Annotated in this window: 20 protein-coding genes and 1 pseudogene; 16 read left to right on the top strand and 5 right to left on the bottom strand. The window is 66.6% G+C overall.

All coding sequences use genetic code 11. From position 1 onward, the window contains the following. Positions 1-16 precede the first annotated feature (16 nt). The 3 genes from ACN5W5_RS19725 to ACN5W5_RS19735 are packed head-to-tail and all read right to left on the bottom strand — an operon-like array spanning position 17 to position 1937. Positions 17-571: a class I SAM-dependent methyltransferase gene (locus tag ACN5W5_RS19725; RefSeq protein ID WP_420050161.1), complete on the bottom strand. Its 555-nt coding sequence runs from the start codon at positions 569-571 to the stop codon at positions 17-19. Continuing rightward, positions 571-699, bottom strand: a complete 129-nt coding sequence (locus ACN5W5_RS19730) for a hypothetical protein (protein WP_420050162.1) — start codon at positions 697-699, stop codon at positions 571-573. The genes ACN5W5_RS19725 and ACN5W5_RS19730 overlap by 1 nt, the downstream gene beginning before the upstream one ends. Further along, positions 696-1937, bottom strand: coding sequence for an MFS transporter (locus ACN5W5_RS19735; protein WP_420050163.1), 1242 nt, complete (start codon positions 1935-1937; stop codon positions 696-698). Before ACN5W5_RS19735 ends, ACN5W5_RS19730 begins: the two co-directional genes overlap by 4 nt. Positions 1938-2103: 166 nt before the next feature. On the opposite strand from ACN5W5_RS19735, the gene ACN5W5_RS19740 reads away from it, so the two are divergent. The 6 genes from ACN5W5_RS19740 to ACN5W5_RS19765 all read left to right on the top strand — a co-directional run bounded on the left by ACN5W5_RS19740 (position 2104) and on the right by ACN5W5_RS19765 (position 9413). Then, on the top strand, positions 2104-4074 hold the full coding sequence (locus ACN5W5_RS19740; RefSeq protein WP_420050164.1) for a DNA topoisomerase IV subunit B: 1971 nt from the start codon (positions 2104-2106) through the stop codon (positions 4072-4074). Further along, entirely contained in the window at positions 4071-4826 is a 756-nt protein-coding gene (locus ACN5W5_RS19745) for a lytic transglycosylase domain-containing protein (protein ID WP_420050165.1), read from the top strand. Before ACN5W5_RS19740 ends, ACN5W5_RS19745 begins: the two co-directional genes overlap by 4 nt. 18 nt (positions 4827-4844) lie before the next feature. Then, a complete protein-coding gene (gene parC / locus ACN5W5_RS19750) occupies positions 4845-7190 on the top strand; it encodes a DNA topoisomerase IV subunit A (RefSeq protein WP_420050166.1) in 2346 nt (781 codons plus the stop codon). Further along, positions 7190-7369 (top strand): hypothetical protein, encoded by a 180-nt coding sequence (locus ACN5W5_RS19755; RefSeq protein WP_420050167.1) that lies wholly within the window; start codon positions 7190-7192, stop codon positions 7367-7369. Before parC ends, ACN5W5_RS19755 begins: the two co-directional genes overlap by 1 nt. 26 nt (positions 7370-7395) lie before the next feature. Then, a complete protein-coding gene (locus ACN5W5_RS19760; protein ID WP_420050168.1) occupies positions 7396-8688 on the top strand; it encodes an alanine racemase in 1293 nt (430 codons plus the stop codon). A gap of 182 nt (positions 8689-8870) precedes the next feature. Continuing rightward, a complete protein-coding gene (locus ACN5W5_RS19765) occupies positions 8871-9413 on the top strand; it encodes a phasin family protein (RefSeq protein ID WP_420050169.1) in 543 nt (180 codons plus the stop codon). A 98-nt stretch (positions 9414-9511) separates the two neighbouring features. On the opposite strand, the gene ACN5W5_RS19770 is transcribed toward ACN5W5_RS19765, so the two are convergent. Continuing rightward, positions 9512-9982: a RidA family protein gene (locus tag ACN5W5_RS19770; RefSeq protein ID WP_177139585.1), complete on the bottom strand. Its 471-nt coding sequence runs from the start codon at positions 9980-9982 to the stop codon at positions 9512-9514. A gap of 263 nt (positions 9983-10245) precedes the next feature. Here ACN5W5_RS19770 and rmuC point away from each other — a divergent pair, with 263 nt between their 5' ends. From rmuC to mnhG, 8 genes and pseudogenes are all read left to right on the top strand, one after another. Then, the gene (rmuC, locus tag ACN5W5_RS19775) at positions 10246-11598 is read left to right on the top strand and encodes a DNA recombination protein RmuC (RefSeq protein WP_420050205.1); all 1353 of its coding nucleotides are present in this window, start codon (positions 10246-10248) and stop codon (positions 11596-11598) included. Positions 11599-11606: 8 nt separating this feature from the next. Then, positions 11607-12767 (top strand): MFS transporter, encoded by a 1161-nt coding sequence (locus ACN5W5_RS19780; RefSeq protein ID WP_420050206.1) that lies wholly within the window; start codon positions 11607-11609, stop codon positions 12765-12767. 88 nt (positions 12768-12855) lie between these two features. After that, the gene (locus ACN5W5_RS19785; protein WP_420050170.1) at positions 12856-15696 is read left to right on the top strand and encodes a monovalent cation/H+ antiporter subunit A; all 2841 of its coding nucleotides are present in this window, start codon (positions 12856-12858) and stop codon (positions 15694-15696) included. A 5-nt stretch (positions 15697-15701) separates the two neighbouring features. Beyond that, a complete protein-coding gene (locus tag ACN5W5_RS19790) occupies positions 15702-16082 on the top strand; it encodes a Na+/H+ antiporter subunit C (RefSeq protein WP_420050207.1) in 381 nt (126 codons plus the stop codon). Next, on the top strand, positions 16082-17758 hold the full coding sequence (locus ACN5W5_RS19795; RefSeq protein ID WP_420050171.1) for a monovalent cation/H+ antiporter subunit D: 1677 nt from the start codon (positions 16082-16084) through the stop codon (positions 17756-17758). The genes ACN5W5_RS19790 and ACN5W5_RS19795 overlap by 1 nt, the downstream gene beginning before the upstream one ends. After that, complete coding sequence (locus ACN5W5_RS19800; protein WP_420050172.1) at positions 17755-18306, top strand: Na+/H+ antiporter subunit E; 552 nt, start codon at positions 17755-17757, stop codon at positions 18304-18306. Before ACN5W5_RS19795 ends, ACN5W5_RS19800 begins: the two co-directional genes overlap by 4 nt. Next, positions 18303-18578 carry a K+/H+ antiporter subunit F gene (locus ACN5W5_RS19805; RefSeq protein WP_420050173.1) on the top strand — a complete coding sequence of 92 codons (276 nt, stop codon included), beginning with the start codon at positions 18303-18305 and terminating at the stop codon, positions 18576-18578. Before ACN5W5_RS19800 ends, ACN5W5_RS19805 begins: the two co-directional genes overlap by 4 nt. A gap of 13 nt (positions 18579-18591) precedes the next feature. After that, positions 18592-18843, top strand: a pseudogene (gene mnhG, locus ACN5W5_RS19810) (monovalent cation/H(+) antiporter subunit G); the annotation flags it as partial. Here mnhG and ACN5W5_RS19815 read toward each other — a convergent pair. Continuing rightward, entirely contained in the window at positions 18806-19549 is a 744-nt protein-coding gene (locus tag ACN5W5_RS19815; protein WP_420050174.1) for a TetR family transcriptional regulator, read from the bottom strand. The pseudogene mnhG and the gene ACN5W5_RS19815 overlap by 38 nt on opposite strands. 179 nt (positions 19550-19728) lie before the next feature. Between ACN5W5_RS19815 and ACN5W5_RS19820 the strand changes: the two genes are divergently transcribed. Both ACN5W5_RS19820 and ACN5W5_RS19825 read left to right on the top strand, forming a co-directional pair. Beyond that, positions 19729-21006 (top strand): efflux RND transporter periplasmic adaptor subunit, encoded by a 1278-nt coding sequence (locus tag ACN5W5_RS19820; protein ID WP_420050175.1) that lies wholly within the window; start codon positions 19729-19731, stop codon positions 21004-21006. A gap of 94 nt (positions 21007-21100) precedes the next feature. Then, positions 21101-24247: an efflux RND transporter permease subunit gene (locus ACN5W5_RS19825; protein ID WP_420050176.1), complete on the top strand. Its 3147-nt coding sequence runs from the start codon at positions 21101-21103 to the stop codon at positions 24245-24247. Positions 24248-24272 lie beyond the last annotated feature (25 nt).

Consider the following 24272-nt stretch of genomic DNA (forward strand, 5'->3'; position numbering starts at 1 on the left):
GCGCGAATCTGACATTCTACCCAGTGGCATCCAGCGGATACCGCGCGGGCAGGGCGGACGGTTCCGGGGGTTTTCGCACCGCCGCGATGCGTTGCACAAAGCGTTCGGGCCGGTCGAGGAAGCCGTCTTCAAACGCCACCACGTGCAAGCCGGCTGCGACCTGCAGCAACTCGCCGGATTGCAGCAGGAAGTCGGGCCGTGAGGGCTTGCCCACAGTTTCATTGCCGGCGGCGAAGGTCTCGTAGATCAGCACGCCACCGGGCGCCACGCTGGCCACGATCTGCGGCAGCAGCGGGCGCCAGAGGTAGTTCGTGATCACCACGGCGTCAAATGTCTCGCCGGCAAAGGGCCAGGGGCCGTTTTCGATGTCGGCCAGCACGGCCCGGCCCAGACCGGACACCGCATCGATGGCTTCTGGCGAGCGGTCCACACCGGTCACCGGATGGCCGCGCTGCGCGAACCAGCGCAGGTGGCGGCCATGACCGCAGGCCACATCCAGTACCGAACCGTTCACGGGGACCAGGTGCGACCAACGCTGCACCCAGGCCGAAGGCGCTTCCGTGCCGTGCATCAGAAACAGCTCCAGAGCTGGTCGGCGAGATTCACCAGGAAGTCGGGCCGGTTGTAGAGCGCCAGCGTGCCCAGCAGGGCCAACCCCACGACCGTCCAGACCAGCGCCTTGACGACCAAAGGCTTCATGCCGCCGCTCCCACGCGTTGCGGCCCGCGGGTGATGGGCGATTCGCGCACCGGCAGGTTGATCAGGGCGGCGAACACACCCAGCGCGATCGAGATGTACCAGACGATGTCGTAGCTGCCGGTCTGGTCGTACAGCACGCCGCCCAGCCACACGCCCATGAAGCTGCCGATCTGGTGGCTGAAAAACACAAAGCCACCCAGCATGGACAAATGCGCCACGCCAAAGATCTGCGCCACCACCGCGTTGGTCGGCGGCACGGTGGACAGCCACAGCACGCCCATGACCGCCGCGAACACGTACACACTGGCCGGCGACAACGGCACGATCAGGAACACGCTGATCGCCACCGCACGCGCGATGTAGATGAACGAAAGGATGTAGCGCTTGGGGAAACGCTGGCCCAGCGCGCCCGCGGCGTAGGTGCCGATCACGTTGAACAGGCCAATGAGCGCCAGCGCATAGCTCGCCACCTGGGGCGAAAGCCCGTTGTCTTTCAGGTAGCTGGGCATGTGCACGCCGATGAACACCACCTGGAAACCACACACGAAATACCCCGCCATCAGCAGCTGGAAGCTGCGGTACCTGAAGGCCTCGCGCAGCGCCTGCACGATGGTCTGGTCCCGCTTGGGCGCCACACCGCCCACAAACCCCGGCTCGCGCAGGAACAGCGCCAGCGGCATGATCAGCAGCACCGCAGCGCCAAGGACCAGCAGTGCTTCCTGCCAGCCGAACGCGCTGATGAGCCAGCCCTCGATGGGCACCATCAGGAACTGGCCGAACGAGCCGGCCGCGGCCGCCACGCCCATGGCCCAGGATCGTTTCTCGGCCGGTATCTGCCGCCCGATCACGCCGTAGATCACGGCGTAGGTGGTGCCGGCCTGGGCCGCGCCGATCAGCACACCCGCGGTCAGCGCAAAGGTGAGCGGTGTAGGCGAGAGAGCCATGCCGGCCAGCCCCAGCGCGTAGAGCACGGCGCCCCCCAGCAGCACGCGGAAGGCACCAAACCGGTCGGCCGCCATGCCGGCAAAGATGCCGAACAGGCCCCAGGAGAGGTTCTGGATGGCCAGTGCGAAAGCGAAATTCTCGCGCGTCCAGCCCTGATCCTGGGTGATGGGCTGCAGCCACAGGCCAAAGCCGTGGCGCACACCCATGGAGAGGGTGACGATGGCGGCGCCGCAGGCCAGCACCTGGAACGCGGAGAGACGGGGGGCAGGCGCTGTGGCCAGTGGCGAAGTCATCCCGAGACTGTAGCGAATCCGGGCATTCGCCGGGTGTCGCCCCGGTGCGCGGGGTCATGAAATCGGTGGCCGTCATTGATGCGCAGCTCGAATCGGTCGAGATGCCGGGTGTTTTCTCTGTATTTGCATCCAGTGGTTTGGCGCGGGATGCTTACAATCCGCACCCATGGCGACCCAATCTCCCAACGAATACTCCGAAGGCTCCATCCGCGTCCTCAAGGGACTGGAGCCGGTCAAACAGCGCCCGGGCATGTACACCCGGACCGACAACCCGCTGCACATCATCCAGGAAGTGCTGGACAACGCGGCCGACGAAGCCCTCGCTGGTCACGGCAAAAAAATCAAGGTCACGCTGCACCCCGACAGCTCGGTGAGCATCGAAGACGATGGCCGCGGCATCCCGTTTGGCCTGCACCCGGAAGAAAAGGCACCGGTGGTCGAACTCGTCTTCACCCGCCTGCACGCGGGCGGCAAGTTCGACAAGGGCAAGGGCGGCGCCTACAGCTTCTCGGGTGGTCTGCACGGCGTGGGCGTGAGCGTGACCAATGCGCTTTCGACCCGGCTCGAAGTCACCAGTTACCGCGAAGGCCAGGTGGCCAAACTGGCGTTCTCGGCCGGTGACGTGATCGAACAACTGGTGATCACGCCCAAAGGCGAGGGCGACCGCAAGCAGGGCACCACGGTGCGCGCCTGGCCCGATGCGAAGTATTTCGAGTCCGCTGTCTTGCCCATGAACGAGCTGACGCACCTGCTGCGCAGCAAGGCGGTGCTGATGCCGGGCGTGACGGTGACCCTGGTCAACGAGAAGACCAGAGACACCCAGACCTGGCTTTACAAGGGCGGTCTGCGCGACTACCTGCAGCAGACCCTCAACGGCGAACCGGTGATTCCGCTGTTCGAAGGCGAAGGTTTTGCCGACGCCAAAGACGACAACTTTGCCGAGGGCGAGGGCGCCGCGTGGTGCGTGGCCTTCACCGAAGACGGCCAGCCGGTGCGCGAAAGCTACGTCAACCTGATCCCCACCAGCGCCGGCGGAACGCACGAAAGCGGCCTGCGCGACGGTCTGTTTCAGGCGGTCAAGGGCTTCATCGAGTTGCACGCGCTCTTGCCCAAGGGCGTGAAGCTGTTGCCCGAAGACGTGTTCGCCCGCGCTTCGTATGTGCTGAGCGCCAAGGTGCTGGACCCCCAGTTCCAGGGTCAGATCAAGGAGCGACTGAACTCGCGCGACGCCGTGCGGCTGGTCGGCAGCTTCGTGCGCCCGGCGCTCGAACTCTGGCTCAACCAGCATGTGGATTACGGCAAGAAGCTCGCCGAGCTCGCCATCAAGGCCGCGCAGTTCCGCCAGAAGGCCGGCCAGAAGGTCGAAAAGCGCAAGGGTTCGGGCGTGGCCGTGTTGCCCGGCAAGCTGACCGACTGCGAGAGCAAGGACCTGGCGCACAACGAGGTGTTCCTGGTCGAGGGCGACTCGGCCGGCGGTAGCGCCAAGATGGGCCGTGACAAGGAAAGCCAGGCCATCCTGCCGCTGCGTGGCAAGGTGCTCAACACCTGGGAGGTCGAGCGCGACCGCCTGTTCGCCAACAACGAGATCCACGACATATCGGTCGCCATCGGCATCGACCCCCATGGCCCGCTGGACACCCCGGATATGAGCGGCCTGCGCTATGGCAAGGTCTGCATCCTGAGCGACGCCGACGTGGACGGTTCGCACATCCAGGTGCTGCTGCTCACGCTGTTCTTCCGGCATTTCCCCAAACTCATCGAGGCAGGCCATGTGTACGTGGCGCGCCCGCCGCTGTTCCGGGTGGACGTGCCCGCGCGCGGCAAGAAGCCCGCCATCAAGCAGTACGCCTTGGATGAGGGCGAACTGCACGCCATCCTCGACAAGGCCGAGAAAGACGGCGTGGTGCGCGACAAGTGCCAGATCAGCCGCTTCAAAGGCCTGGGCGAGATGAACGCCGAGCAGCTCTGGGACACCACGCTCAATCCCGACACGCGCCGCCTCATGCAGGTCAACCTCGGCTCGCTGGACTTCGCCGGCACCGAAGCGCTCATCACCAAGCTCATGGGCAAGGGCGAGGCCGCTTCGCGCCGTGAGCTGATGGAGCTGCACGGCGACTCCGTCGAGGTGGACGTGTGAAACACACGGCGCGCCGCTGGCTGCAGGGCACCGCCGTCGCGCTGGTGCTCTCGCTGTCCGCGCCCGCCTGGGCCGAGATCTGGGGTTTTGTGGACCGGCGTGGCGTGTCGCACTTTGCCGACCACCAGGTCGATCGCCGCTACGAACTGTTTTACCGCGGCGGCCAGCGCGCGGCCAGGAAGCCGCCAGGCATGGCACCGGGTGCCGCCTACGCGCCGCAGCTGCAGGCCCGGTTCGCGGTGTCCACCTCGTACAAGGCCGTGCGCCACCTGATCCGTGAAGCCGCCACCGCCTACGGACTCGAATACGAGCTGCTCAAAGCCGTGATCGCCACCGAGTCGGGCTTCAATGCCCACGCGGTCAGCCCCAAGGGCGCGGTCGGTCTGATGCAGCTCATGCCCGACACCGCCAGGCGCTTTGGCGTCAAGGCGGATCCCCATCAAACCCTGCAGGAGCGGCTCACCGATCCGCGCACCAACATCCTCGCAGGCGCCAGCTACCTGGCGTGGCTGCTCAAGTACTTTGACGGCGAAACCGAACTCGCGCTCGCCGCCTACAACGCGGGCGAGGGCGCGGTGATGCGCGCCGGCCGGCGCATCCCCAACTACCGCGAAACCCGCGACTACGTGCGCAAGGTGACGCAACTGCACCAGAACCTCCTGCCGCCGCGCACCTTGTCGCGCCAGCGAACGGCCACCTCTTCTACCGGCATCATGCCGGGGCAGGGCGCTTTGCCCACAGCCAAACTCTGAATCTGAACCCGCCTCTTCATGGACATCCTCACTCCCGAACTCCCGCTGGGCCTGCCCGGCGAGCCTGAAGCCGACAACCTCGCCACCTACGCCCAACGCGCCTACCTCGAATACGCGCTCTCTGTCGTCAAGGGCCGGGCCCTGCCCGACGTGTGCGACGGCCAGAAGCCGGTGCAGCGCCGCATCCTCTACGCCATGGACCGCATGGGGCTGGGCTACAGCGGCAACACGGCCGCCAAGCCGGTCAAGAGTGCGCGCGTGGTCGGTGACGTGCTCGGCAAGTACCACCCGCACGGCGACAGCGCCGCGTACGACGCGCTGGTGCGCATGGCGCAAGACTTCTCGCAGCGCTACCCGCTGATCGATGGCCAGGGCAACTTCGGCAGCCGCGACGGCGACGGCGCTGCCGCCATGCGCTACACCGAAGCGCGCCTGGCCAAGATCACCGGCCTGCTGCTCGACGAAATCGACCAGGGCACGGTGGACTTCATTCCCACCTACGACGGTTCGTTTGAAGAGCCGAAGCAGCTGCCCGCGCGCCTGCCGTTCAACCTGCTCAACGGTGCCTCGGGCATCGCCGTGGGCCTGGCCACCGAGATCCCGAGCCACAACCTGCGCGAAGTGGCCGACGCCTGCGTTGCGCTGATCAAGACCCCCAAGCTGTCCGACGAAGAACTCTTCGCCATCATCCCCGGCCCGGATTACCCGGGTGGCGGCCAGATCATCAGCCCGGCCGGTGACATCGCCGACGCCTACCGAAGCGGCCGCGGCAGCCTCAAGGTGCGCGCGCGCTGGAAGATCGAAGACCTCGCGCGTGGCCAATGGCAACTCGTGGTGAACGAGCTGCCACCGGGCGTGAGCACCCAGCGCGTGCTGGAAGAGATCGAAGAAATCACCAACCCCAAGGTCAAGGCGGGCAAGAAAGCGCTGAGCCAGGACCAGACGCAGCTGAAAGCCAGCATGCTCATGGTGCTGGACGTGGTGCGCGACGAATCGAGCAAGGATGCACCCGTGCGCCTGGTGTTCGAGCCCAAGAGCAGCCGCATCGAGCAGCAGGAACTCATCACTGCGCTGCTGGCCCACACCAGTCTGGAAAGTTCGTCGCCAATCAACCTGACCATGATCGGCCTGGACGGGCGGCCGACGCAGAAGAGCCTGCGGCTCATGTTGAGCGAGTGGATCGAGTTCCGCCAGACCACCATCGTGCGCCGCACGCAGCACCGCCTGAACAAGGTGCTCGACCGCATCCACATCCTCGAAGGCCGGCAACTGGTGCTGCTGAACATCGACGAGGTGATCCGCATCATCCGCCACAGCGACGAGCCCAAGGCCGCACTCATTGAAGCCTTCAGGCTCAGCGATCGCCAGGCCGAAGACATTCTTGAAATCCGCCTGCGCCAGCTGGCGCGCCTCGAAGGCATCAAGATCGAACAGGAGCTGAAGGACCTGCGCGAGGAGCAGGGCAAGCTGGAAGACGTCCTGGGCAACCCGGCCAGCCTGAAGCGCCTGATGGTCAAGGAGATCGAGGCCGACGCCAAGACCTTTGCGGACGCACGCCGCACGCTGATCCAGACCGAGAAAAAGGCCGTGGCCGAAATCAAGGTGGTGGACGAGCCGGTCACGGTTGTTATCTCCAGCAAGGGCTGGGTGCGCGCACGCACCGGCCACGGCCACGAGGCTGGCAGCTTTGCGTTCAAGGCGGGCGATGGCCTGTACGGCACGTTCGAGTGCCGCACGGTGGACCTTCTCATTGTGTTTGGCAGCAACGGCCGCGTGTATTCGGTGCCGGTGGCCAGCCTGCCCGGCGCGCGTGGCGATGGTCAGCCCATCACCACGCTCATCGAACTCGAATCGGGCACCCAACCGCTGCACTACTTTGCCGGCCCCGCCAACGCCACGCTGCTGCTCAGCGGCACCGGTGGCTACGGCTTTCTTGCGACGGTGGAAAACCTGGTGTCGCGCCAGCGAGCCGGCAAAGCCTTCATCAGCGTGGGGGAGGGCGAGACCATCTGCGCGCCTTCGCACGTGGCCAGCACCTCGGGCAGCCAGCCGCTGCTGCCGGCCACCCACGTGGCCTGCGCGTCCACCGGCGGCCGCATCCTCACCTTTGAAATCACCGAACTCAAGGCGATGGAGAAGGGCGGGCGCGGCCTGATGCTGATCGACCTCGAGGCCAAGGACACGCTCGCCGGCGCCGCGGCCTACACCCGCAGCGTCAAGATCGAAGGCATCGGCCGTGGCGGCAAGGATCGCGACGAAACGCTGGAGATCCGCAGCCTGAACAACGCCCGCGCTGCCCGCGCCCGCAAGGGCAAGGCAGCCGACCTGGGCTTCAAGCCCAGCCGCGTCACACGGGTGGAGTGATGGAACTCAGCGTCTCCGGGGTGGTGGTGGCCGTGGTCGGCTTCGCCATCGCTTTCGGCATCTCCCGGGCCATGGCGGCGGTGCTGAGAAAGCGCCGCCAGGCCCGCGGTGAGGCCGCGGCACAGGCCTCGCTAAGCCGTCAGGTGCGCCGAGCACAGGCGCGCAAGAACAAGCGCTGACTTGTCCCCGCCGAACGGCCGCTCAGATGAAAGCTTCCACCATGCACAGCCAGCGCCCCTTCGGACCCCATCTCAAAGGTTTCCCCACCGGCCAGGAGCCGATCCCGCGCGAACAGATCGCCCAACAGGACTGGCAGTTGCTGCGCGGTGACCTGGCGCTGCCGCTGGCGGTGATCAAACAGAGCGCCTTGCGGCACAACCTGCACTGGATGCGCGACTTCTGCGCGCAGCGCGGCCTGTACCTCGCGCCGCACGGCAAGACCAGCATGTCACCCGAACTCTGGCAGATGCAGCTGGACGCGGGCGCCTGGGGCATCAGCTTCGCCACCGCGTTCCAGGCGGCGGTGGGCGCGCGGCACGGCGTGCCGGTGCTGCTGATCGCGAACCAGGTGATCCAGCGCGCGGAGCTGGACGCGCTGGCGTTGCTGCATGCCGAGCAGCCTGCGTTGCGTTCGATGTTCCTCGTGGACGCCACCGGGCAGGTGGACACCATCGAAGCCTGGGCCTCGGCGCGTGGTTTCCAGGGTCGGTTCGAGGTGCTGCTGGAGCTGGGCATCGCTGGCCAGCGCACCGGTTGCCGCACGACCGACGAAGCCCGGCAGATCGCGCAGCGCATCGCCGCCAGTCCGGTGCTCCGGCTCGCCGGCATCGAGTGCTACGAAGGCACAACCGCGACCTGCGACCACACCCGGGACCGCGCCACGGTGCACGACTTGATGGACCGGGTGGACGCCGTCGCCCGCGAAGCCATCGCGCAGGGCTGGTTCGCCCATGAAGAAATCATCCTCAGCGCCGGTGGCTCCGCCATCTTCGATCTGGTGGCCGAGCGGCTCACACCCGACCTGGGCCGGCCGGTGCGTGGCGTGTTGCGTTCGGGCTGCTACCTCACACACGACCACCAGCGCTACACCCGTTACCTCTGCTGTGTGGCCGAGCGCCTGAACCTGCGTGAAACCCTGAAGCCCGCACTGGAAGTGCTGGCCTGCGTGCAGAGCTGCCCAGAGCCCGGCCAGGCCCTGCTCAGCATGGGGCGGCGCGACGTGTCCCACGACCTTGATCTGCCCTTGCCCATCTGGCGTTCGGACGGGCAGGGCGGCGCGCCTCGCGGCGTTCCCGCCCACTGGCGCATCGACGCCCTGAACGACCAGCACGCCTACCTGCGCTACGACGCCTCGGCACCGGAGGATGAATGGCCCGTGCTCGGCGAAACCGTGGCCTCGGGTATTTCGCACCCTTGCACCACGTTTGACAAATGGCGCTGGCTGCCGGTGGTGGACGATGCCTACCGCGTGGTGGACGCGGTCACGACCTGGTTCTGAGCACTGGTGTTTGGCACCCCTGGTTTGGGGTTCCCCTCTAATTTTGCTGCACTGCAGCAAAAACGCTTGCCATCCTCGGGATTACCCGTAGAATCGCGGTCATGCTGCACTGCAACATAACTCGGAGATCCGGGGCATGTCCAAGAGCGGCTCCTTCAACCCTCCACTTCAAGGAACCCGAAATGAACAACCCCGCTGAACAGATCATCGCCGCCAACAAAGCCAACATGGACGCCTTCGAAGGCGCCGCCAAGAAGGCTTACGCCGGCGTGGAAAAGCTGGTCGAACTCAACATGGCCGCTTCCAAAGCCGCCCTGGGCGAGTCCTTCAACCACGCCAAGGCCGTCATGTCGGTCAAGACGCCCCAGGAATTCATGAGCCTGCAGGCCGCCTTCTTCCAGCCCATGGCTGAAAAGTCGACCGCTTACTTCCAGCACGTGCAAAGCATTGCAACCGAAGGCAGCGAAGATTTCACCAAGCAGTTCGAAGCCAAGGTGGCCGAAGCCCAAAAAGCGCTGGGCGCCTCCGTGGACCAGCTGGTCAAGAACGCACCGGCCGGTTCCGAAGCCGCCGTGGCTGCTTTCCAGAGCGCCTTGAGCCAGAGCCAGAAAGCGGTTGAGTCGGCCCAGGCCACGATCAAGAAAGCTTCTGCAACCGCCCAGGCCAACTTTGCCGTTGCTTCCAAGCAGGCCACCGACCTGGCCAAGAAGGCCTCCAAGGTCTGATTGACCCCGGCGTGAGCGGCCTTCGGGCCGTCGCTCCAAAAAAAGAGGCTCCTTCGGGAGCCTCTTTTTTTTGTCCATCGGAGTGACGGCTCTGAGGTCTACCCCAGTTCGGCAATCAGTTCGATCTCCACGCAGGCACCCATCGGAATCTGCGCCACGCCAAACGCACTGCGGGCGTGGGCGCCGGCTTGCGGGCCGAAAACTTCGCCCAGCAGTTCGCTGCAGCCGTTGGTGACCAGGTGCTGTTCGGTGAAGGTGCCGGTGCTGTTGACCAGGCTCATGACCTTGACGATGCGTTTCACGTCGTCGAGTGTCTTGCCAACGGCCAGGCAGGCCGCGGCGAGTGTGCCCATGAGGTCGATGGCGATGGCGCGGGCGGCGAGCTTGCCTTCTTCGGTGGTGGTGGTCAGGCCGAGCTGGCCAACCCAGGGTTTGCCGTCTTTCTTGGCAATGTGGCCGCTCAGGAAGATGAGATTGCCGGTCTGCACGAAGGGCACATAAGCGGCGGCCGGGATGGCCACGGGAGGCAGTTCGATGCCGAGTTGGGAAAGCTTGTCGTAAACGCTCATGAAAGGCTCCAGGAATAGGTGGTCGGGTCATTCTATAGAGGGCTGGCGGTGCGGTTTTGGGCGTCTGGCGCTCGCCGATAATCGTCACCATGTTTGAAACTGTGTCGTTCTGGATGGTGCTGGGTGTGGTGTTGCAGGTGCCGGTCCTGCTGGGCTTTCTGTGGTTGCTGCTGCGCCGTCGGCCGGTGGACCCCGAAGAGATGGCGCACCGTCAACTGCTGGTGAACACCTTGCAGAACCAGGCGCAACAGACCGCTCAGCGCATGGAGCGCCTGGAAAGCGAGCTGCGCCGGGAGATCGGTGAAAACGCGCGAGGTGGACGACAGGAGATCCAGCAGACCCTGGCCACCTTCCAGGAAACGCTCACCCGGCAGGACGCCGAAGCCACGCGCACGCAGAACACCCAGCTCGATGCCTTTGCACAGCAACTGCTGCAGCTGCGCGGCACGCTGGGTGACACGCTCACGCAGCAGCTGCAGGCCATCAATCTGGGCATGAGCCAGCAGGCGGCAGAGGCCACGCGCACGCAGAACGCACAGATCGATGCCTTTGCGCAGCAGCTCATGCAGCTGCGCGGCACGCTGGGTGATACGCTGACCAAACAGCTGCAGGACATGAGCGAAGGCAACGCCCGCCGCCTGGCCGAGATCCGCACCACGCTGGAAAACCAGCTTGCGCAGCTGCAGCAGACCAACACCGCCAAGCTCGACGAGATGCGCGCCACGGTGGACGAAAAGCTGCAAAGCACGCTGCAGGCCCGTCTGGGTGAAAGTTTCAAGCAGGTGGCCGACCGGCTGGAGCAGGTGCACAAGGGCCTGGGCGAGATGCAGACGCTGGCACAGGGGGTGGGCGATCTGAAGCACCTGCTGACCAATGTGAAGACCCGTGGCATGTTTGGCGAAGCCCAGCTCGGCGCGCTGCTGGAGCAGGTGTTCGCGCCCGACCAATATGCGACCCAGGTCACCACCCGGCCCGGGAGCCGCAACGCCGTGGACTTCGCGATCAAGTTGCCAGGTCGCGGTGACGATGGCGCGCCGTGCTGGTTGCCGATCGACGCCAAGTTTCCGAACGAAGACTATGAGCGCCTGCTCGACGCGCAGCAGCGTGCCGACGTGGAGGGCGCCGAGCTGGCAGCGCGTGGGTTGGAGCAACGCATCAAGCTCGAAGCCAAGAGCATGGCCGACAAGTACCTGGAGCCACCACACACGACCGACTTCGCCATCCTGTTTTTGCCCACCGAAGGACTCTACGCCGAGGTGCTGCGCCGCCCGGGTCTGATGGAGGTGCTGCAGCGCGAATACCGCGTCACGCTCGCCGGGCCGACAACGCTGATGGCGATGCTCAATTCGCTGCAGATGGGCTTTCGCACGCTGGCGCTGGAAAAACGCAGCAGCGAGGTCTGGCAGGTGCTGGGCGCGGTCAAGACCGAGTTCGGCAAGTTCGGTGACGTGCTGTCCAAGGTCAAGGCCCAGACGCAGACCGTGCTCAACACGCTGGACAGCGCCGAGACGCGCAGCCGCGCCATGAGCCGCGCGCTCAAGACCGTGGAGGCGCTGCCGCAGGAGCAGGCCGCCGCGCTGTTGCCGCTCGACCCCAACGACCGCGGGGAGGTTTGAGCACCCGCCTGCGCGCCGGGCTCGCGCGCCTGATCGCGGCGCAGGTCAGCCTGCACGCGTGCATGACCGGCTTTCGCATGGCCTCGCCGCTGATGGCGCTGCGTGAGGGCCACAGCCCTGCGGCGGTGGGCATGTTGCTGGCACTGTTTGCGCTGGCCCAGGTGTTCCTGGCGCTGCCCGCCGGGCGCTACGCCGACCGGCGCGGGCTCAAGAAGCCGTTTGCTCTGTCCATCGGCACGGCGACGCTGGGCGCTGCTGGGGCGGTGGCCTTTCCGGTGTTTTCCGTGTTGTGCCTGACGGCGCTGGCGTGTGGCGCGGCCACGGGCCTGGCCATGATCGCGTTGCAGCGCCACGTGGGGCGGCTGGCCGCGAACCCCACCGAACTCAAGCAGGTGTTCAGCTGGATGGCGATCGGGCCGTCCATCTCCAACTTCATCGGGCCGTTCGCGGCCGGGTTGATGATCGACGCCTGGGGCTTCCGCGCGGCCTACCTGCTGCTGGCCCTGCTGCCGTCGCTGGCCTGGTTCTGGGTGCGCAATGCGGTGGAGCACGAACCCGTGGCGCCCGCGCTGCGCAACACCAGCGGATCGTCATGGAACCTGTTGCGCGAAAAAGCCTTCAGGCGGCTCATGCTGATCAACTGGATGTTGTCGTCTTGCTGGGACGTTCACACCTTCCTGGTGCCTGTGATCGGTCACGAGCGCGACCTGAGCGCCACGGTGATCGGCAGCATCCTTGGCGCGTTCGCCCTCGCGGCCACGGCGATCCGCCTGGCCATGCCCTGGCTGGCGGCGCACCTGCGCGAGTCGGTGGTGATCGGCTCGGCCATGGTCACGACCGCGCTGCTGTTTTCGGTGTACCCACTGGTGCACGCGGCCTGGGCCATGGGCGCCTTGTCCATCGGGCTGGGGCTCGCGTTGGGGTCGGTGCAGCCCATGATCATGAGCACGCTGCACCAGATCACACCCCACCATCGCCATGGCGAAGCGCTGGGCCTGCGCGCCATGGCCATCAACGGCTCCAGCGTGGCAATGCCGCTGCTGTTCGGATCGGCCGGTCTGGTGGTGGGCGTGGCCGGTGTGTTCTGGGCGGTGGGCGCGGTGGTGGGGCTGGGTTCGCATTTGGCCTGGACCTTGCACCCGACCCAGGGCGGCCTCGAACGGCACTGAGTTCGCGCGGCCAGACGCGGTTGGCCGCCTGTCAGGCGGCCGGGCGCGCGAGCCTTCTAGAATTGCAGACCAACTTGAAAGAAGAGCCGTGCTGTTATTGATCGTCCTGCTGCCGCTTTTGCTGGGCACCGCAGCCACTTTCTGGCTGGGGTCTAGGTCCCGTCTGTTGACCGCATGCGCCGCCGGCGCCGTCACGGCGACCAGCCTGGCCCTGCTGCTGAGCCATGCGCCCGCCGTGATGTCGGGCGTTGAGGTTCGCAACGCCTGGGCCTGGGTCCCCGAGATCGGGCTGACCCTGACGTTCCGGCTCGACGGCCTGTCGCTGCTGTTTGCGGGCCTGATCCTGTTCATCGGCCTGCTGATCGTGCTCTATGCGCACTTTTACCTCAGCCCGAAAGATTCGCCCGGCAAGTTCTACAGCGAGATGATGCTGTTCATGGCGGCCATGCTGGGCGTGGCGCTGTCAGACAACCTGCTGCTGCTGGTGGTGTTCTGGGAACTGACCAGCCTGTCGTCTTTCCTGCTGATCGGCTTCTGGAGCCACCGGGCCGATGCGCGGGCGGGCGCACGGCAGGCACTGGCCGTGACCGGGGGGGGCGGTCTGGCCATGCTGGGCGGCTTCGTGCTGCTGGGGCAGATCGCGGGTACTTACGAACTCAGCGAGATGCTGGGCCGCGTGGCCATGATCCAGGCCGATCCGCTGTTCGTGCCGGCGCTGCTGCTGATCCTGCTCGGCGCCTTCACCAAGAGTGCGCAGTTCCCTTTCCACTTCTGGCTGCCCGACGCCATGGCAGCGCCCACGCCGGTTTCCGCCTACCTGCACTCGGCCACCATGGTGAAAGCGGGCGTGTTCCTGCTGATGCGCATGTACCCGGTGCTGGCCGGGTCGGGCTGGTTCGAGGTGCTCGTGACCGCCACCGGTCTGGCGACCGTGCTGTTCGCCGCTTTCATCGCGCTGTTCAAGCACGACCTCAAGGGCCTGCTCGCGTATTCCACCGTGAGCCACCTGGGCCTGATCGTTTTCCTGGTCGGCCTGGGTTCGCCGCTGGCCGCCGTGGCGGCGGTATTTCACGTGTTGAACCACGCCACCTTCAAGGCCTCGCTGTTCATGATCGCCGGCATCGTGGACCACGAGACGCATTCGCGCGACATGCGCCAGCTCGGCGGGCTGTGGAAGCTCATGCCCTGGACGGCCACGCTGTCCATGGTGGCGGCCGCGTCGATGGCGGGCGTGCCGCTGACCAACGGCTTCCTGTCCAAGGAGATGTTTTTCACCGAGGCGGTGGTGGGCACCTCGGGTGTCTGGGCCTGGGTGATCCCGGCGCTGGTCACGCTGGCGGGCGTGTTCAGCGTGGCCTACTCGCTGCGTTTCGTGCACGACACCTATTTCAACGGCGAGCTGGGCGACGTGCCGAACACGCACCCGCACGAACCGCCGCTGGGCATGAAGCTGCCGGCCATGCTGCTGGTGACGATGTGCATCGTCGTGGGCCTGCTGCCCGCCATCACCTTCGGGCCGCTGGTGCACGTGGCGGCCACGGCGCTGGTGGGCCAGCCGCTGCCCGAATACCACCTGGCGATCTGGCACGGGTTCAACCTGCCGCTGCTGATGAGCGCGATCGCGCTGGCCGCGGGCATCGGCCTGTACTTTTTTCTGGCGATCGGCAAGCGCATGCACCGCATCGAGTCCGAGGCCTGGTTTGGCCCGGCCACCGGGCGGCAGATCTTCGATGGCCTGATCGACGGCCTGTTCGCGCTCGCCGGGCGCATCTCCATTCGCCTGGAAACCGGCTCGCTGCAGCGTTACCTGGTCTGGCTGATGGGCGCAGCGGTGGTGGTGGCGGCGTCGCAACTGGTCGGGCAGGGTATTGGCGCCGGTTCGCGAGAGTTGCTGCCCGCATCGCCGCTGGCCATCGCGGTGTGGCTGCTGCTGGTCGCGACTTGCCTGGCGCTGGTGTTCACGCACCGACAGCGCTTCCAGTCGGTGGTGCTGGTGGGGGTGGTCGGGCTGGTCACGTCGTTGACCTTTGTGAGCCTGTCGGCGCCCGATCTGGCGCTGACGCAGCTCTCCGTCGAGGTGGTGTCCACCGTGCTGCTGCTGATGGGTCTGGCGCTGCTGCCGCAGCACTCGCCGCGCGAATCGACGGCGCTGCGCCGCACGCGCGATGGCGTGCTGGCGCTCGCGGGCGGCGCGGGCGTGGCCTGGGTGGCCTGGGTGCTGCTCACGCGCAACCACGACTCCATCTCTTGGTACTTCCTGGAGAAATCGCTGCCGGTGGGCGGTGGCACCAACGTGGTCAACGTGATTCTGGTTGACTTCCGCGGCTACGACACCTTCGGCGAGATCACGGTGCTGGGCATCGCGGCCATCGGCGTGCTCGCGCTGATGGACGGCATGCGCACGCGCCGGCCGCTGACCGACCCGCAAGGCCTGCCCTGGACCTTCGCCGCCCAGCCGCTGTTGCTGCGCGTGGCGGCTTCGGTGGTGCTGCCACTGGCGCTGGTGTTCACGCTCTACATCTTCATGCGCGGCCACAACCTGCCGGGCGGTGGCTTCATTGCGGGCCTGATCACGGCGGTGGCGCTGGTACTGCAGTTCATGGCGCTGGGCCAGGCCAAGGCCGAAGCCATGCTGCGCGCACAGTCCGGCCGCCGCTTCGTGCGCTGGATCGGCGCCGGCCTGTCGATGGCCGGACTGACCGGTACGGGCGCCTTCTTCTGGAGCCGGCCGTTCATGACCAGCGCACACGGGCACCCGCATGTGCCGCTGTTGGGTGAACTGCCGCTGGCCTCGGCCGCGCTGTTCGACCTCGGGGTCTACCTCACGGTGGTGGGTTCGACCCTGCTGACCATCTCTGTGCTGGGATCGGTGAGCCGTGAAGGCGAGCCGTCCTCCGCCCACACCGCAACGGCCGGAGGCCAATCATGATGAGCATGGAATTCCTGCTGGCCACGGGCATCGGTTTCGTCACCGCCTGCGGCCTTTACCTGATGCTGCGCGGGCGCAGCTTCCCGGTGGTGCTGGGCCTGTCGCTGTTCGGCTATGCGGTCAACGTGTTCATCTTCGTGATGGGGCGCCTGTGGTCCAACGCCCAGCCCATCCTGGTGGGCGAGGGCCCTGTGGCCGACCCGCTGCCGCAGGCCCTGGTGCTCACGGCCATCGTGATCGGTTTTGCGACCACGGGTTTCGTGATTGAGTTGGCACTGCGCAACCGCCATGAAAGCGGCAGCGACCATGTGGACGGCCACGAACCTGGCCGTGCGCCCGGCCGATCGCCGGCCGTGCCCACGGTCCGCCACGGGGAGCGCAACTGATGATGGCATCGATCTTCGCTTTCTGGCTGCAGCACGCACCGGTGCTGTCGGTGCTGCTGCCTTCGTTCACCGCGATGGGGCTGTTGTTGGTGGGTGACTTTGGTGGCATGTCGGGGCAGGGCGGCGGGCACGACGGCGCGCGCGTGCGCTGGCGCCGCCGGCTGAGCCTGGCTTCGGTGCTGCTCGGCTCGGTGATGGCTGCCGGCCTGGTCTGGCGCGCCGGCAACGGCGAGCTGGTGGTCTACCGGCTTGGCGAGTGGCCGGCGCCATTTGGCATCGTGCTGGTGCTCGACCGGCTCTCGGCCCTGATGGTGCTGCTGACCTACCTGGTGGCGGCGCCCGTGCTCTGGTACGCCACGGGCGGCTGGGACCAGCGTGGTCGCCACTTTCACGCCATCTTCCAGTTCCAGCTCATGGGGCTGTGTGGCGCCTTCCTGACCGGCGACCTGTTCAACCTGTTCGTGTTTTTCGAGGTGCTGCTGATCGCGTCCTACGTGCTGCTGTTGCACGGCCAGGGGCGTGAACGCGTGCGCATGGGCATCCACTACGTGGTGCTCAACCTGGCGGGATCGGGCCTGTTCCTGATCGGGTTGGCGATGATCTACGCCGTGACCGGCACGCTGAACATGGCCGATCTGGCCTTGCGTGTGGCGCAGCTCACGGGCGACTCGGCCTTGATCGCGCGCGCCGCGGCGTTGATCCTGCTGGTGGTGTTTGGCCTCAAGGCCGCGCTGGTGCCGCTGTATTTCTGGCTGCCGGGGACCTACGCCTCGGCGAGCGCGCCGGTGGCGGCGCTGTTTGCCATCATGACCAAAGTGGGGGTCTACAGCATCATCCGCACCCACTGGGGCATCTTCGGCGTCGAGGCGGGCGAAGCCAGTCTGGCGGCGCAAGCCTGGCTGCTGCCGCTGGCGCTGACCACCAGCGTGCTGGGTGCGCTCGGTGCGCTGGCCGCGCACAGCATGAGCCGCATGGTGGCCTACCTCACGGTGTCTTCGGTGGGCACGATCCTGGCCGGTGTGGGCCTGTTCACGCCCGAGACGCTGTCGGCCGCGCTGTACTACACGCTGCACAGCACGATCGTGATCGCGGGCCTGTTCCTGCTGGTGGAGCTCATGGCCGCGCAGCGTGGCGAGGCGGGCGACAAGCTGCGCCCGGCGGTGGCCCTGCGCGAGCCGGTGCTGCTGGGCATGATGATGTTGTTCGGTGCCGCGTCGGCGGCCGGTCTGCCGCCGCTGCCGGGATTTCTGGGCAAGCTCATGATCCTGCAGAGCACTTCCGGGCTCGCTGCGCAGGCCTGGGTCTGGAGCGTGGTGCTGCTCGTGGGCTTCTTCACCATCGTGGGTCTGGCGCGCGCCGGTGTGATCGTGTTCTGGCACGTGCAGCCGGACGAGGGCGCCGCCGACGTGGTGTCGGGCGCCAGCGCCAAGCTGCTGTCGGCGGCCTGGGCCTTCATGGCAATCACGGTGGCACTGGCGGTGCTGGCCTCGCCGGTCAAGCGTTACACCGACGCGGCGGCCGTGCAGCTGGCGGACACCGCTGTCTACGCCGAAGCCGTGCTCGGCTCACAAGGCGGCGCCAAGGCGATCACGACCCGCCCCTACGACGGTTCGCGCGCTGCGCCAGCCAACGCCACTCCCGCCGTCGAGGCGGCTCCCGCGAAGGTACTTCCATGAGTCCGATGACGCCCACGGTCAACAAAAGCACCAAGCGCTACCCGGCCAGCGGCTGGTTTGCGCATCCCGTGCTGTCGGTGCTGCTGGCGGCGAGCTGGCTGGCGCTCTCGCACAGCCTGGAGTGGGTGCATCTGCTTTCGGCGGTGCTGATCGGGCTGATCGTTCCACGCCTGCTGCGGCCCTTTCTGACGCAGGCCAGCGTGCTGCATTGGCCCACCGCCTTGCGTCTCATGGTCGTGGTGCTGTGGGACATCGTGGTGTCCAACGTCGTGGTCGCCAAGCTGGTGCTCGGGCCCTTGGACCGCATGCAGCCGGGCTGGATCCCGGTGCCGCTGGCCTGCTCGCACCACCGGGTGAACGCGCTGTTCGCCAGCATCATCACGACCACGCCGGGCACCGTTTCGGCCTTGATCGATGAAGAACAGGGCGTGATCCTGGTGCACGCGCTCAACTGCGACAATCCGGCCACCATGGCCGCCGAGATGAAACAACGTTACGAGGCGCCGCTGCTGCGCGCCTTCCACCTCGAACCCGGGAGCCCCACATGAATGTGCTCGACATGGCGCTGAACATCGGCATCGCGGCGGTGACGCTGGCCGTGCTCCTGTGCTCGGTGCGCCTGCTGCGTGGCCCGACCCCCACCGATCGCGTGCTCGCGCTGGACACGCTCTACATGAACGCCGTGGCGTTGATCGTGCTGCTGGGCATCCGCTGGAACACGGCGCTGCTGTTCGAAGGCGCGCTGCTGGTGGCGATGCTGGGCTTTGCCTCCACGGTGGGTCTGGCGCGTTACCTCAGCCGCGGTGACGTGGTGGAATGAAGGAAGCCCACACATGAATCCCTTCATCGAATGGACCGCAGCTGCCGTGATCGTGATCGCGTCGTTCTTCCTGCTGGTGGGCGCGATCGGCCTGGTGCGGCTACCCGATTTCTACATGCGACTGCACGCGCCGACCAAGGCGTCCACCCTGGGGGTGGGCGGTGTGCTGATCGCGTCGATGCTGGTGTCGGTGGGCCAAGGGCGCCCGGGCATCGCCGAGCTGCTGATCACGCTGTTTCTGTTTGTGACGGCTCCGGTGTCGGCGAACCTGATGGCGCAGGCGGCGCTGCATCTGAAACTGCCTTCACGTGCACCGGTGCCGCCCGACGCGGTGCCCGAGCGGCGGGCTGACTGAAGCCCAGGCCGCTCAGGTAGGTGTCGACCACCTGCCGGCCGCAACGCCGGAGGTCGAAGGCCTTGGTGTCGAGCAGCCAGTTCTGGATCAGGCCGTCGATCATCACGTGCAGCCCCAGCGCTGCGCACTGCACCGGGACGGCGAGTGTCATGCCCTGTTGGTCTGCCGCCGAGCGCAACACTTTGGCGGTCTGCTGCACGCACTCGTTGCGCCCCTGAAGGTGGCGCGCGCGCACCGCGTGCATTTCGTCGTTGTATTCCACTTGCAGGGTCGCGATCTCGAACACGCGCCGCGTCTGCTCGTCGGTGGCGGCCTTGTGCAGCGCGTGCGCAATGGCGTCGCGCAGCGGTTGCAGCGGGTTGTCGAGGACAGAGGCCTTTTTCCCTATGCCGGCGAGGGTTTCTTCCAGCGGCAAAGTGACGCGTTCCATCATCGCGTTGAATAGATCGGCTTTGTCCTTGAAGTGCCAGTAGATGGCACCTCGGGTGGTGCCGGCGGCCACGGCAATGTCGTTGAGCGAGGTGCGTGAAACGCCGCGCTCCTGAAACAGGTGCTCAGCTGCGTCGAGCAGGCTGTGGCGTGTGGCCTCGGCATCGGCTTTGGTGCGACGAACCATGTCATGTCTCCTGTCGAATGTCCTCATATGAATATGAGGACTTGTGTTTGATCGACTATACATACATTCAAGTATGTATGTATACTTCGACCCTTCATCTTCATCGGTTATCCCCGCGATGGCCATGCCGGCTGATTTTTTTCAGGCGGCTCCCTGATTTCATGTCTCCAAGGATTCCCATGCCTGCACAGAGTCCCCAGCTTCCCGTCTTGTTCAACCACTCGCTGGCGACTCCCGGTCGCTCGGCGTCGTGGGCCCGCCGCCTGTCGGTGATCTCGGTGGCTGTGCTGCTGGTCGCCTGTGGCAAGGCCGAGGCGCCCGCCGCGGCGCCGCCGGGTGGCATGCCGGCTCCCGAAGTCGGCGTGGTCACGGTGGCGCCGGGTGACGTGGGCTTGCAGACGGAGTTGCCGGGCCGGCTGGAGGCCTCGCGTGTGGCACAGGTGCGGGCCCGGGCGGCGGGCATCCTGCAGCAGCGCCTGTTCAAGGAAGGCAGCGACGTGAAGGCTGGCCAGGCGCTGTTCCGCATTGATGCGGCGCCCTACCAGGCCACGCTGCAGAGCGCGCGGGCCGGTCTGGCGCGGGCCGAGGCCAACCTCGCCCAGGCGTCGGCCTTGGCTGCCCGCTACAAGCCGCTGGTGGCAGAAAACGCCATCAGCCAGCAGGAATTCGCGAACGCTGAAGCCGCCCAGAAAGCCGCCGAGGCCGATGTGGCCGTGGCCAGGGCTGCTGTGCAGACGGCTGGCATCAACCTGGGTTACGCGAATGTCACGGCGCCGATCGGTGGCCGCATTGGTCGCGCCCTGGTGACGGAGGGCGCCCTGGTGGGCCAGGGCGAGGCGACCCCGCTCGCCGTGATCCAGCAGGTGGACCCGCTGTTTGTGAACTTCACCCAGTCCGCCGCCGAAGCCATGAAGCTGCAACGTGCACTGGCCAGTGGACAACTGAAAGACGCGGGTACCGGTGCGGCCAGTGTGCGTGTGGTGCTGGAAGATGGCAGCGAATACGCCAAGCCGGGGCGCTTGCTGTTCTCGGACCTTACGGTCGACTCCGCCACCGGGCAGGTGACGCTGCGCGCCGAAGTGCCCAACCCCGGCGGCGCTCTGCTGCCAGGCCTGTATGTGCGCGTGCGCCTGGAGCAGGCGACGGCGCGCGACGCCATCACGCTGCCGCAGCAGGCGGTCACGCGTTCGGCCCAGGGCGACACCGTTCAGGTCGTGGCGGCCGACGGCAAGATCGAGAAACGCACGGTGAAGATCGGCGGCCAGCAGGGCGGCCAGTGGGTCGTGCTGGACGGTCTGAAGGCCGGTGAGCAGGTCATGGTGGACGGCTTCCAGAAGCTGCAGATGATGCCGCCGGGCACGCCAGTCAAGGCCGTTCCCTGGCAGGCGCCGGGTGCTGCACCTGCCGCCCCAGCCGCTGCCGCTGCACCAGCCGAAGCTCCGGCTGCGTCGAAGTAAGGAGCGCCCGGAATGACACGACCCCCACGTTCACTGTGTTCACTGCCCCCCATGGGGGCTTCAGCCTCCTTGAGGCGGCTCGGCGGAAACTGATATGGCGAAATTCTTCATCGACCGGCCCATCTTTGCATGGGTGATCGCGCTCTTCATCATGGTGCTGGGCGCGGTGTCCATCACCCAGTTGCCGATCGCGCAGTACCCGCCGGTGGCGCCCCCGTCCATCGTCATCAACGCCACCTACCCCGGTGCCTCGGCCAAGACGCTGGAAGACAGCGTCTTGTCGGTCATCGAGCAGGAAATGAACGGCTCGCCGGGCCTGATCTACATGGAAGCCGTGGCCCAGGCCAACGGCACCGGCAGCATCACGCTGAGCTTCGAGCCCGGCAGCAACGCCGATCTGGCGCAGGTGGACGTGCAGAACCGGCTTTCGCGCGCCACGCCGCGCCTGCCCTCGGCGGTGACGCAGCAGGGCGTGCGGGTGGACAAGGCGCGCAACAACTTCCTGCTGTTCGCGATCCTCTCCAGCGACGACCCGGCCTGGAACCCGGTCGCGTTGGGCGACTACGCGTCGCGCAGCGTCGTGCCCGAACTGCAGCGCCTGCCCGGCGTGGGCCAGGCCCAGCTGTTCGGCACCGAGCGCGCCATGCGGGTCTGGATCGATCCGGCCAAGCTGCTCGGGTTCAACCTGAGTGCGGCCGATGTGACGAACGCCATCCGCGCGCAGAACGCGCAGGTCTCGGCCGGTGAGATCGGTGCACTGCCCAACGTGGCGGGCCAGAGCATTGCCGCCACCGTGGTGGTCAACGGCCAGCTGGGCAGCGTCGAGCAGTTCGGCAACATCGTGCTGCGCGCCAGCAGCGATGGCGCCACCGTGCGCCTGAAAGATGTCGCCCGCATCGAACTCGGTGCCCAGGCCTACGCCACCTCGGCACGCCTGAACGGCAAGCCGTCCACCGGTATCGGTGTGCAGCTTTCGCCCAGCGGCAATGCGCTGGCCACGGCCGAAGCGGTGCGCGAGAAGATGGCGGAACTGGAGAAGTTTTTTCCCGCGGGCATGACCTGGGCCATCCCTTACGACAGCTCGCGCTTCGTGAAGATCTCCATCCAGCAGGTCGCCGTGACGCTGGCCGAAGCGGTGGCGCTGGTGTTCCTGGTGATGTTCCTGTTCCTGCAGAACTGGCGCTACACCCTGATTCCGACCCTGGTGGTGCCGGTGGCGCTACTGGGCACCTTCGCCGGTCTGATGGCCCTGGGTTTCTCGATCAACGTGCTCACCATGTTCGGCATGGTGCTGGTGATCGGCATCGTGGTGGACGACGCCATCGTGGTGGTGGAGAACGTCGAACGCATCATGAGCGAAGAAGGCCTGCCGCCGTTGCAGGCCACGCGCAAGGCCATGGGCCAGATCTCGGGCGCCATCATCGGCGTGACCGTGGTGTTGATCTCCGTGTTCGTGCCACTGGCCTTTTTCAGTGGTTCGGTGGGCAACATCTACCGCCAGTTCGCCGCGGTGATGGGCATGTCCATCGGCTTCTCGGCCTTCATGGCGCTCTCGCTCACGCCCGCACTCTGTGCCACGCTGCTCAAGCCGGTGGAGGCGGGGCATGCCCACGCCAAGACCGGCTTCTTCGGCTGGTTCAACCGCGGTTTTTCCCGCACCGCCAAAGGCTATGAAGGTGGCGTGGCGAAACTGCTGCCGCGCGCCGGCCGCACGCTGTTGATCTATGTCGCCATCGTGGCCGCCGCGGTCGTGGTCTACATGCGCCTGCCCACCTCGTTCCTGCCCAACGAAGACCAGGGCACGCTGCTGGTCAACGTGCAGCTGCCGCCGGGTGCGACGCAGGAGCGCACGCTGGCTGTGATGAAGCAGGTCGAAGGCTTCATGCTTCAGCAGCCGGAGGTGCAGAGCATGGTCGGCGTGCTGGGCTTCAGCTTCTCGGGCCAGGGCCAGAACGCCGCGCTCGCGTTTGTCACGCTCAAGGACTGGTCCGAACGCTCGGGCGAAGGCAGCGCGGCCCAGGCGGTGGCTGGCCGCGCCTTCGGTGCGCTGTCGGGCATCCGCGATGCGTTCATCTTCCCGCTGAGCCCGCCGCCCATTCCCGAGCTCGGGGCGTCGTCGGGCTTCAGCTTCCGGCTGCAGGACCGTGCTGGCCGGGGTGGCGAGGCGCTGCTGGCGGCGCGCAACCAGATGCTGGGCATGGCCTCGCAGAGCAAGCTGCTGACGCAGGTGCGCCCGGACGGTCTGGAAGACGCGCCGCAGCTGCAGATCGACATCGACCGCGAGAAGGCCAACGCCCTGGGGGTCGGATTCGATGCGATCAGTGGCGCCATCGGTACCGCGCTGGGTTCCAGCTACGTCAACGACTTCCCCAACGCGGGTCGCCTGCAGCGGGTGGTGGTGCAGGCCGATGCCACGGCGCGCATGCAGCCCGAAGACCTGTTGCGCATCAACGTGCTCAACAGCAAGGCGCAGGCGGTTCCGCTGTCGGCCTTTGCCACCACGCGCTGGATCACCGGCCCGATGCAGACCGTGCGCTACAACGGCTACCCGTCGATGCGCATCAGCGGCAGTGCCGCGCCGGGCGTGAGCACCGGCCAGGCCATGGCCGAGATGGAAGCGCTGGCGGGCAAGCTGCCGCAGGGCTTCGGCTTTGAATGGACCGGCCAGTCGCGCGAAGAAAAACTCGCCGGTTCGCAGGCCATGATCCTCTACGCCTTCGCCATCCTGGCGGTGTTCCTCGCGCTCGCCGCCCTGTACGAAAGCTGGTCAATTCCGCTGGCCGTGGTGCTGGTGGTGCCGCTGGGTGTGCTCGGTGTGCTGCTGTCGACGCTGCTGCGGGGCTACTCCAACGACGTCTACTTCCAGGTGGGCCTGATCACCATCATCGGTCTATCGGCGAAGAACGCGATCCTGATCATCGAATTTGCCAAGGACCTGCAGGCGCAGGGCAAGAGCGTGATCGAAGCCGCGCTGGCCGCGGCCCACATCCGGTTCCGGCCCATCATCATGACCTCGCTGGCGTTCACGCTGGGTGTGTTGCCGCTGGCGCTGGCCACTGGCGCGGGCTCGGCCAGCCAGCGCGCCATCGGAACCGGCGTCATCGGCGGCATGCTCACGGGCACCGTGCTGGCGGTGGTGTTCGTGCCGATCTTTTTTGTGGTGGTGCGCACCTTGTTCAAGGGCAGCGATCGACAGCACCGTCGGGAAGCCGAAGAAGCCGAACACCATGGAGTGCATTGAGATGGAACACCCCCGCCGCGCTGCG

It is taken from the genome of Hydrogenophaga sp. ZJX-1 (assembly GCF_048590325.1).
In the GTDB taxonomy this organism is placed as follows: domain Bacteria; phylum Pseudomonadota; class Gammaproteobacteria; order Burkholderiales; family Burkholderiaceae_C; genus Hydrogenophaga.

Coding starts and splice junctions, on each gene's coding strand:
- ACN5W5_RS19725 (WP_420050161.1), bottom strand. CDS start 571: ATGCACGGCACGGAAGCGCCTTCGGCCTGGGTGCAGCGTTGGTCGCAC.
- ACN5W5_RS19730 (WP_420050162.1), bottom strand. CDS start 699: ATGAAGCCTTTGGTCGTCAAGGCGCTGGTCTGGACGGTCGTGGGGTTG.
- ACN5W5_RS19735 (WP_420050163.1), bottom strand. CDS start 1,937: ATGACTTCGCCACTGGCCACAGCGCCTGCCCCCCGTCTCTCCGCGTTC.
- ACN5W5_RS19740 (WP_420050164.1), top strand. CDS start 2,104: ATGGCGACCCAATCTCCCAACGAATACTCCGAAGGCTCCATCCGCGTC.
- parC (WP_420050166.1), top strand. CDS start 4,845: ATGGACATCCTCACTCCCGAACTCCCGCTGGGCCTGCCCGGCGAGCCT.
- ACN5W5_RS19755 (WP_420050167.1), top strand. CDS start 7,190: ATGGAACTCAGCGTCTCCGGGGTGGTGGTGGCCGTGGTCGGCTTCGCC.
- ACN5W5_RS19760 (WP_420050168.1), top strand. CDS start 7,396: ATGAAAGCTTCCACCATGCACAGCCAGCGCCCCTTCGGACCCCATCTC.
- ACN5W5_RS19765 (WP_420050169.1), top strand. CDS start 8,871: ATGAACAACCCCGCTGAACAGATCATCGCCGCCAACAAAGCCAACATG.
- ACN5W5_RS19770 (WP_177139585.1), bottom strand. CDS start 9,982: ATGAGCGTTTACGACAAGCTTTCCCAACTCGGCATCGAACTGCCTCCC.
- rmuC (WP_420050205.1), top strand. CDS start 10,246: ATGGAGCGCCTGGAAAGCGAGCTGCGCCGGGAGATCGGTGAAAACGCG.
- ACN5W5_RS19790 (WP_420050207.1), top strand. CDS start 15,702: ATGGAATTCCTGCTGGCCACGGGCATCGGTTTCGTCACCGCCTGCGGC.
- ACN5W5_RS19795 (WP_420050171.1), top strand. CDS start 16,082: ATGATGGCATCGATCTTCGCTTTCTGGCTGCAGCACGCACCGGTGCTG.
- ACN5W5_RS19800 (WP_420050172.1), top strand. CDS start 17,755: ATGAGTCCGATGACGCCCACGGTCAACAAAAGCACCAAGCGCTACCCG.
- ACN5W5_RS19805 (WP_420050173.1), top strand. CDS start 18,303: ATGAATGTGCTCGACATGGCGCTGAACATCGGCATCGCGGCGGTGACG.
- ACN5W5_RS19815 (WP_420050174.1), bottom strand. CDS start 19,549: ATGGTTCGTCGCACCAAAGCCGATGCCGAGGCCACACGCCACAGCCTG.
- ACN5W5_RS19820 (WP_420050175.1), top strand. CDS start 19,729: ATGCCTGCACAGAGTCCCCAGCTTCCCGTCTTGTTCAACCACTCGCTG.
- ACN5W5_RS19825 (WP_420050176.1), top strand. CDS start 21,101: ATGGCGAAATTCTTCATCGACCGGCCCATCTTTGCATGGGTGATCGCG.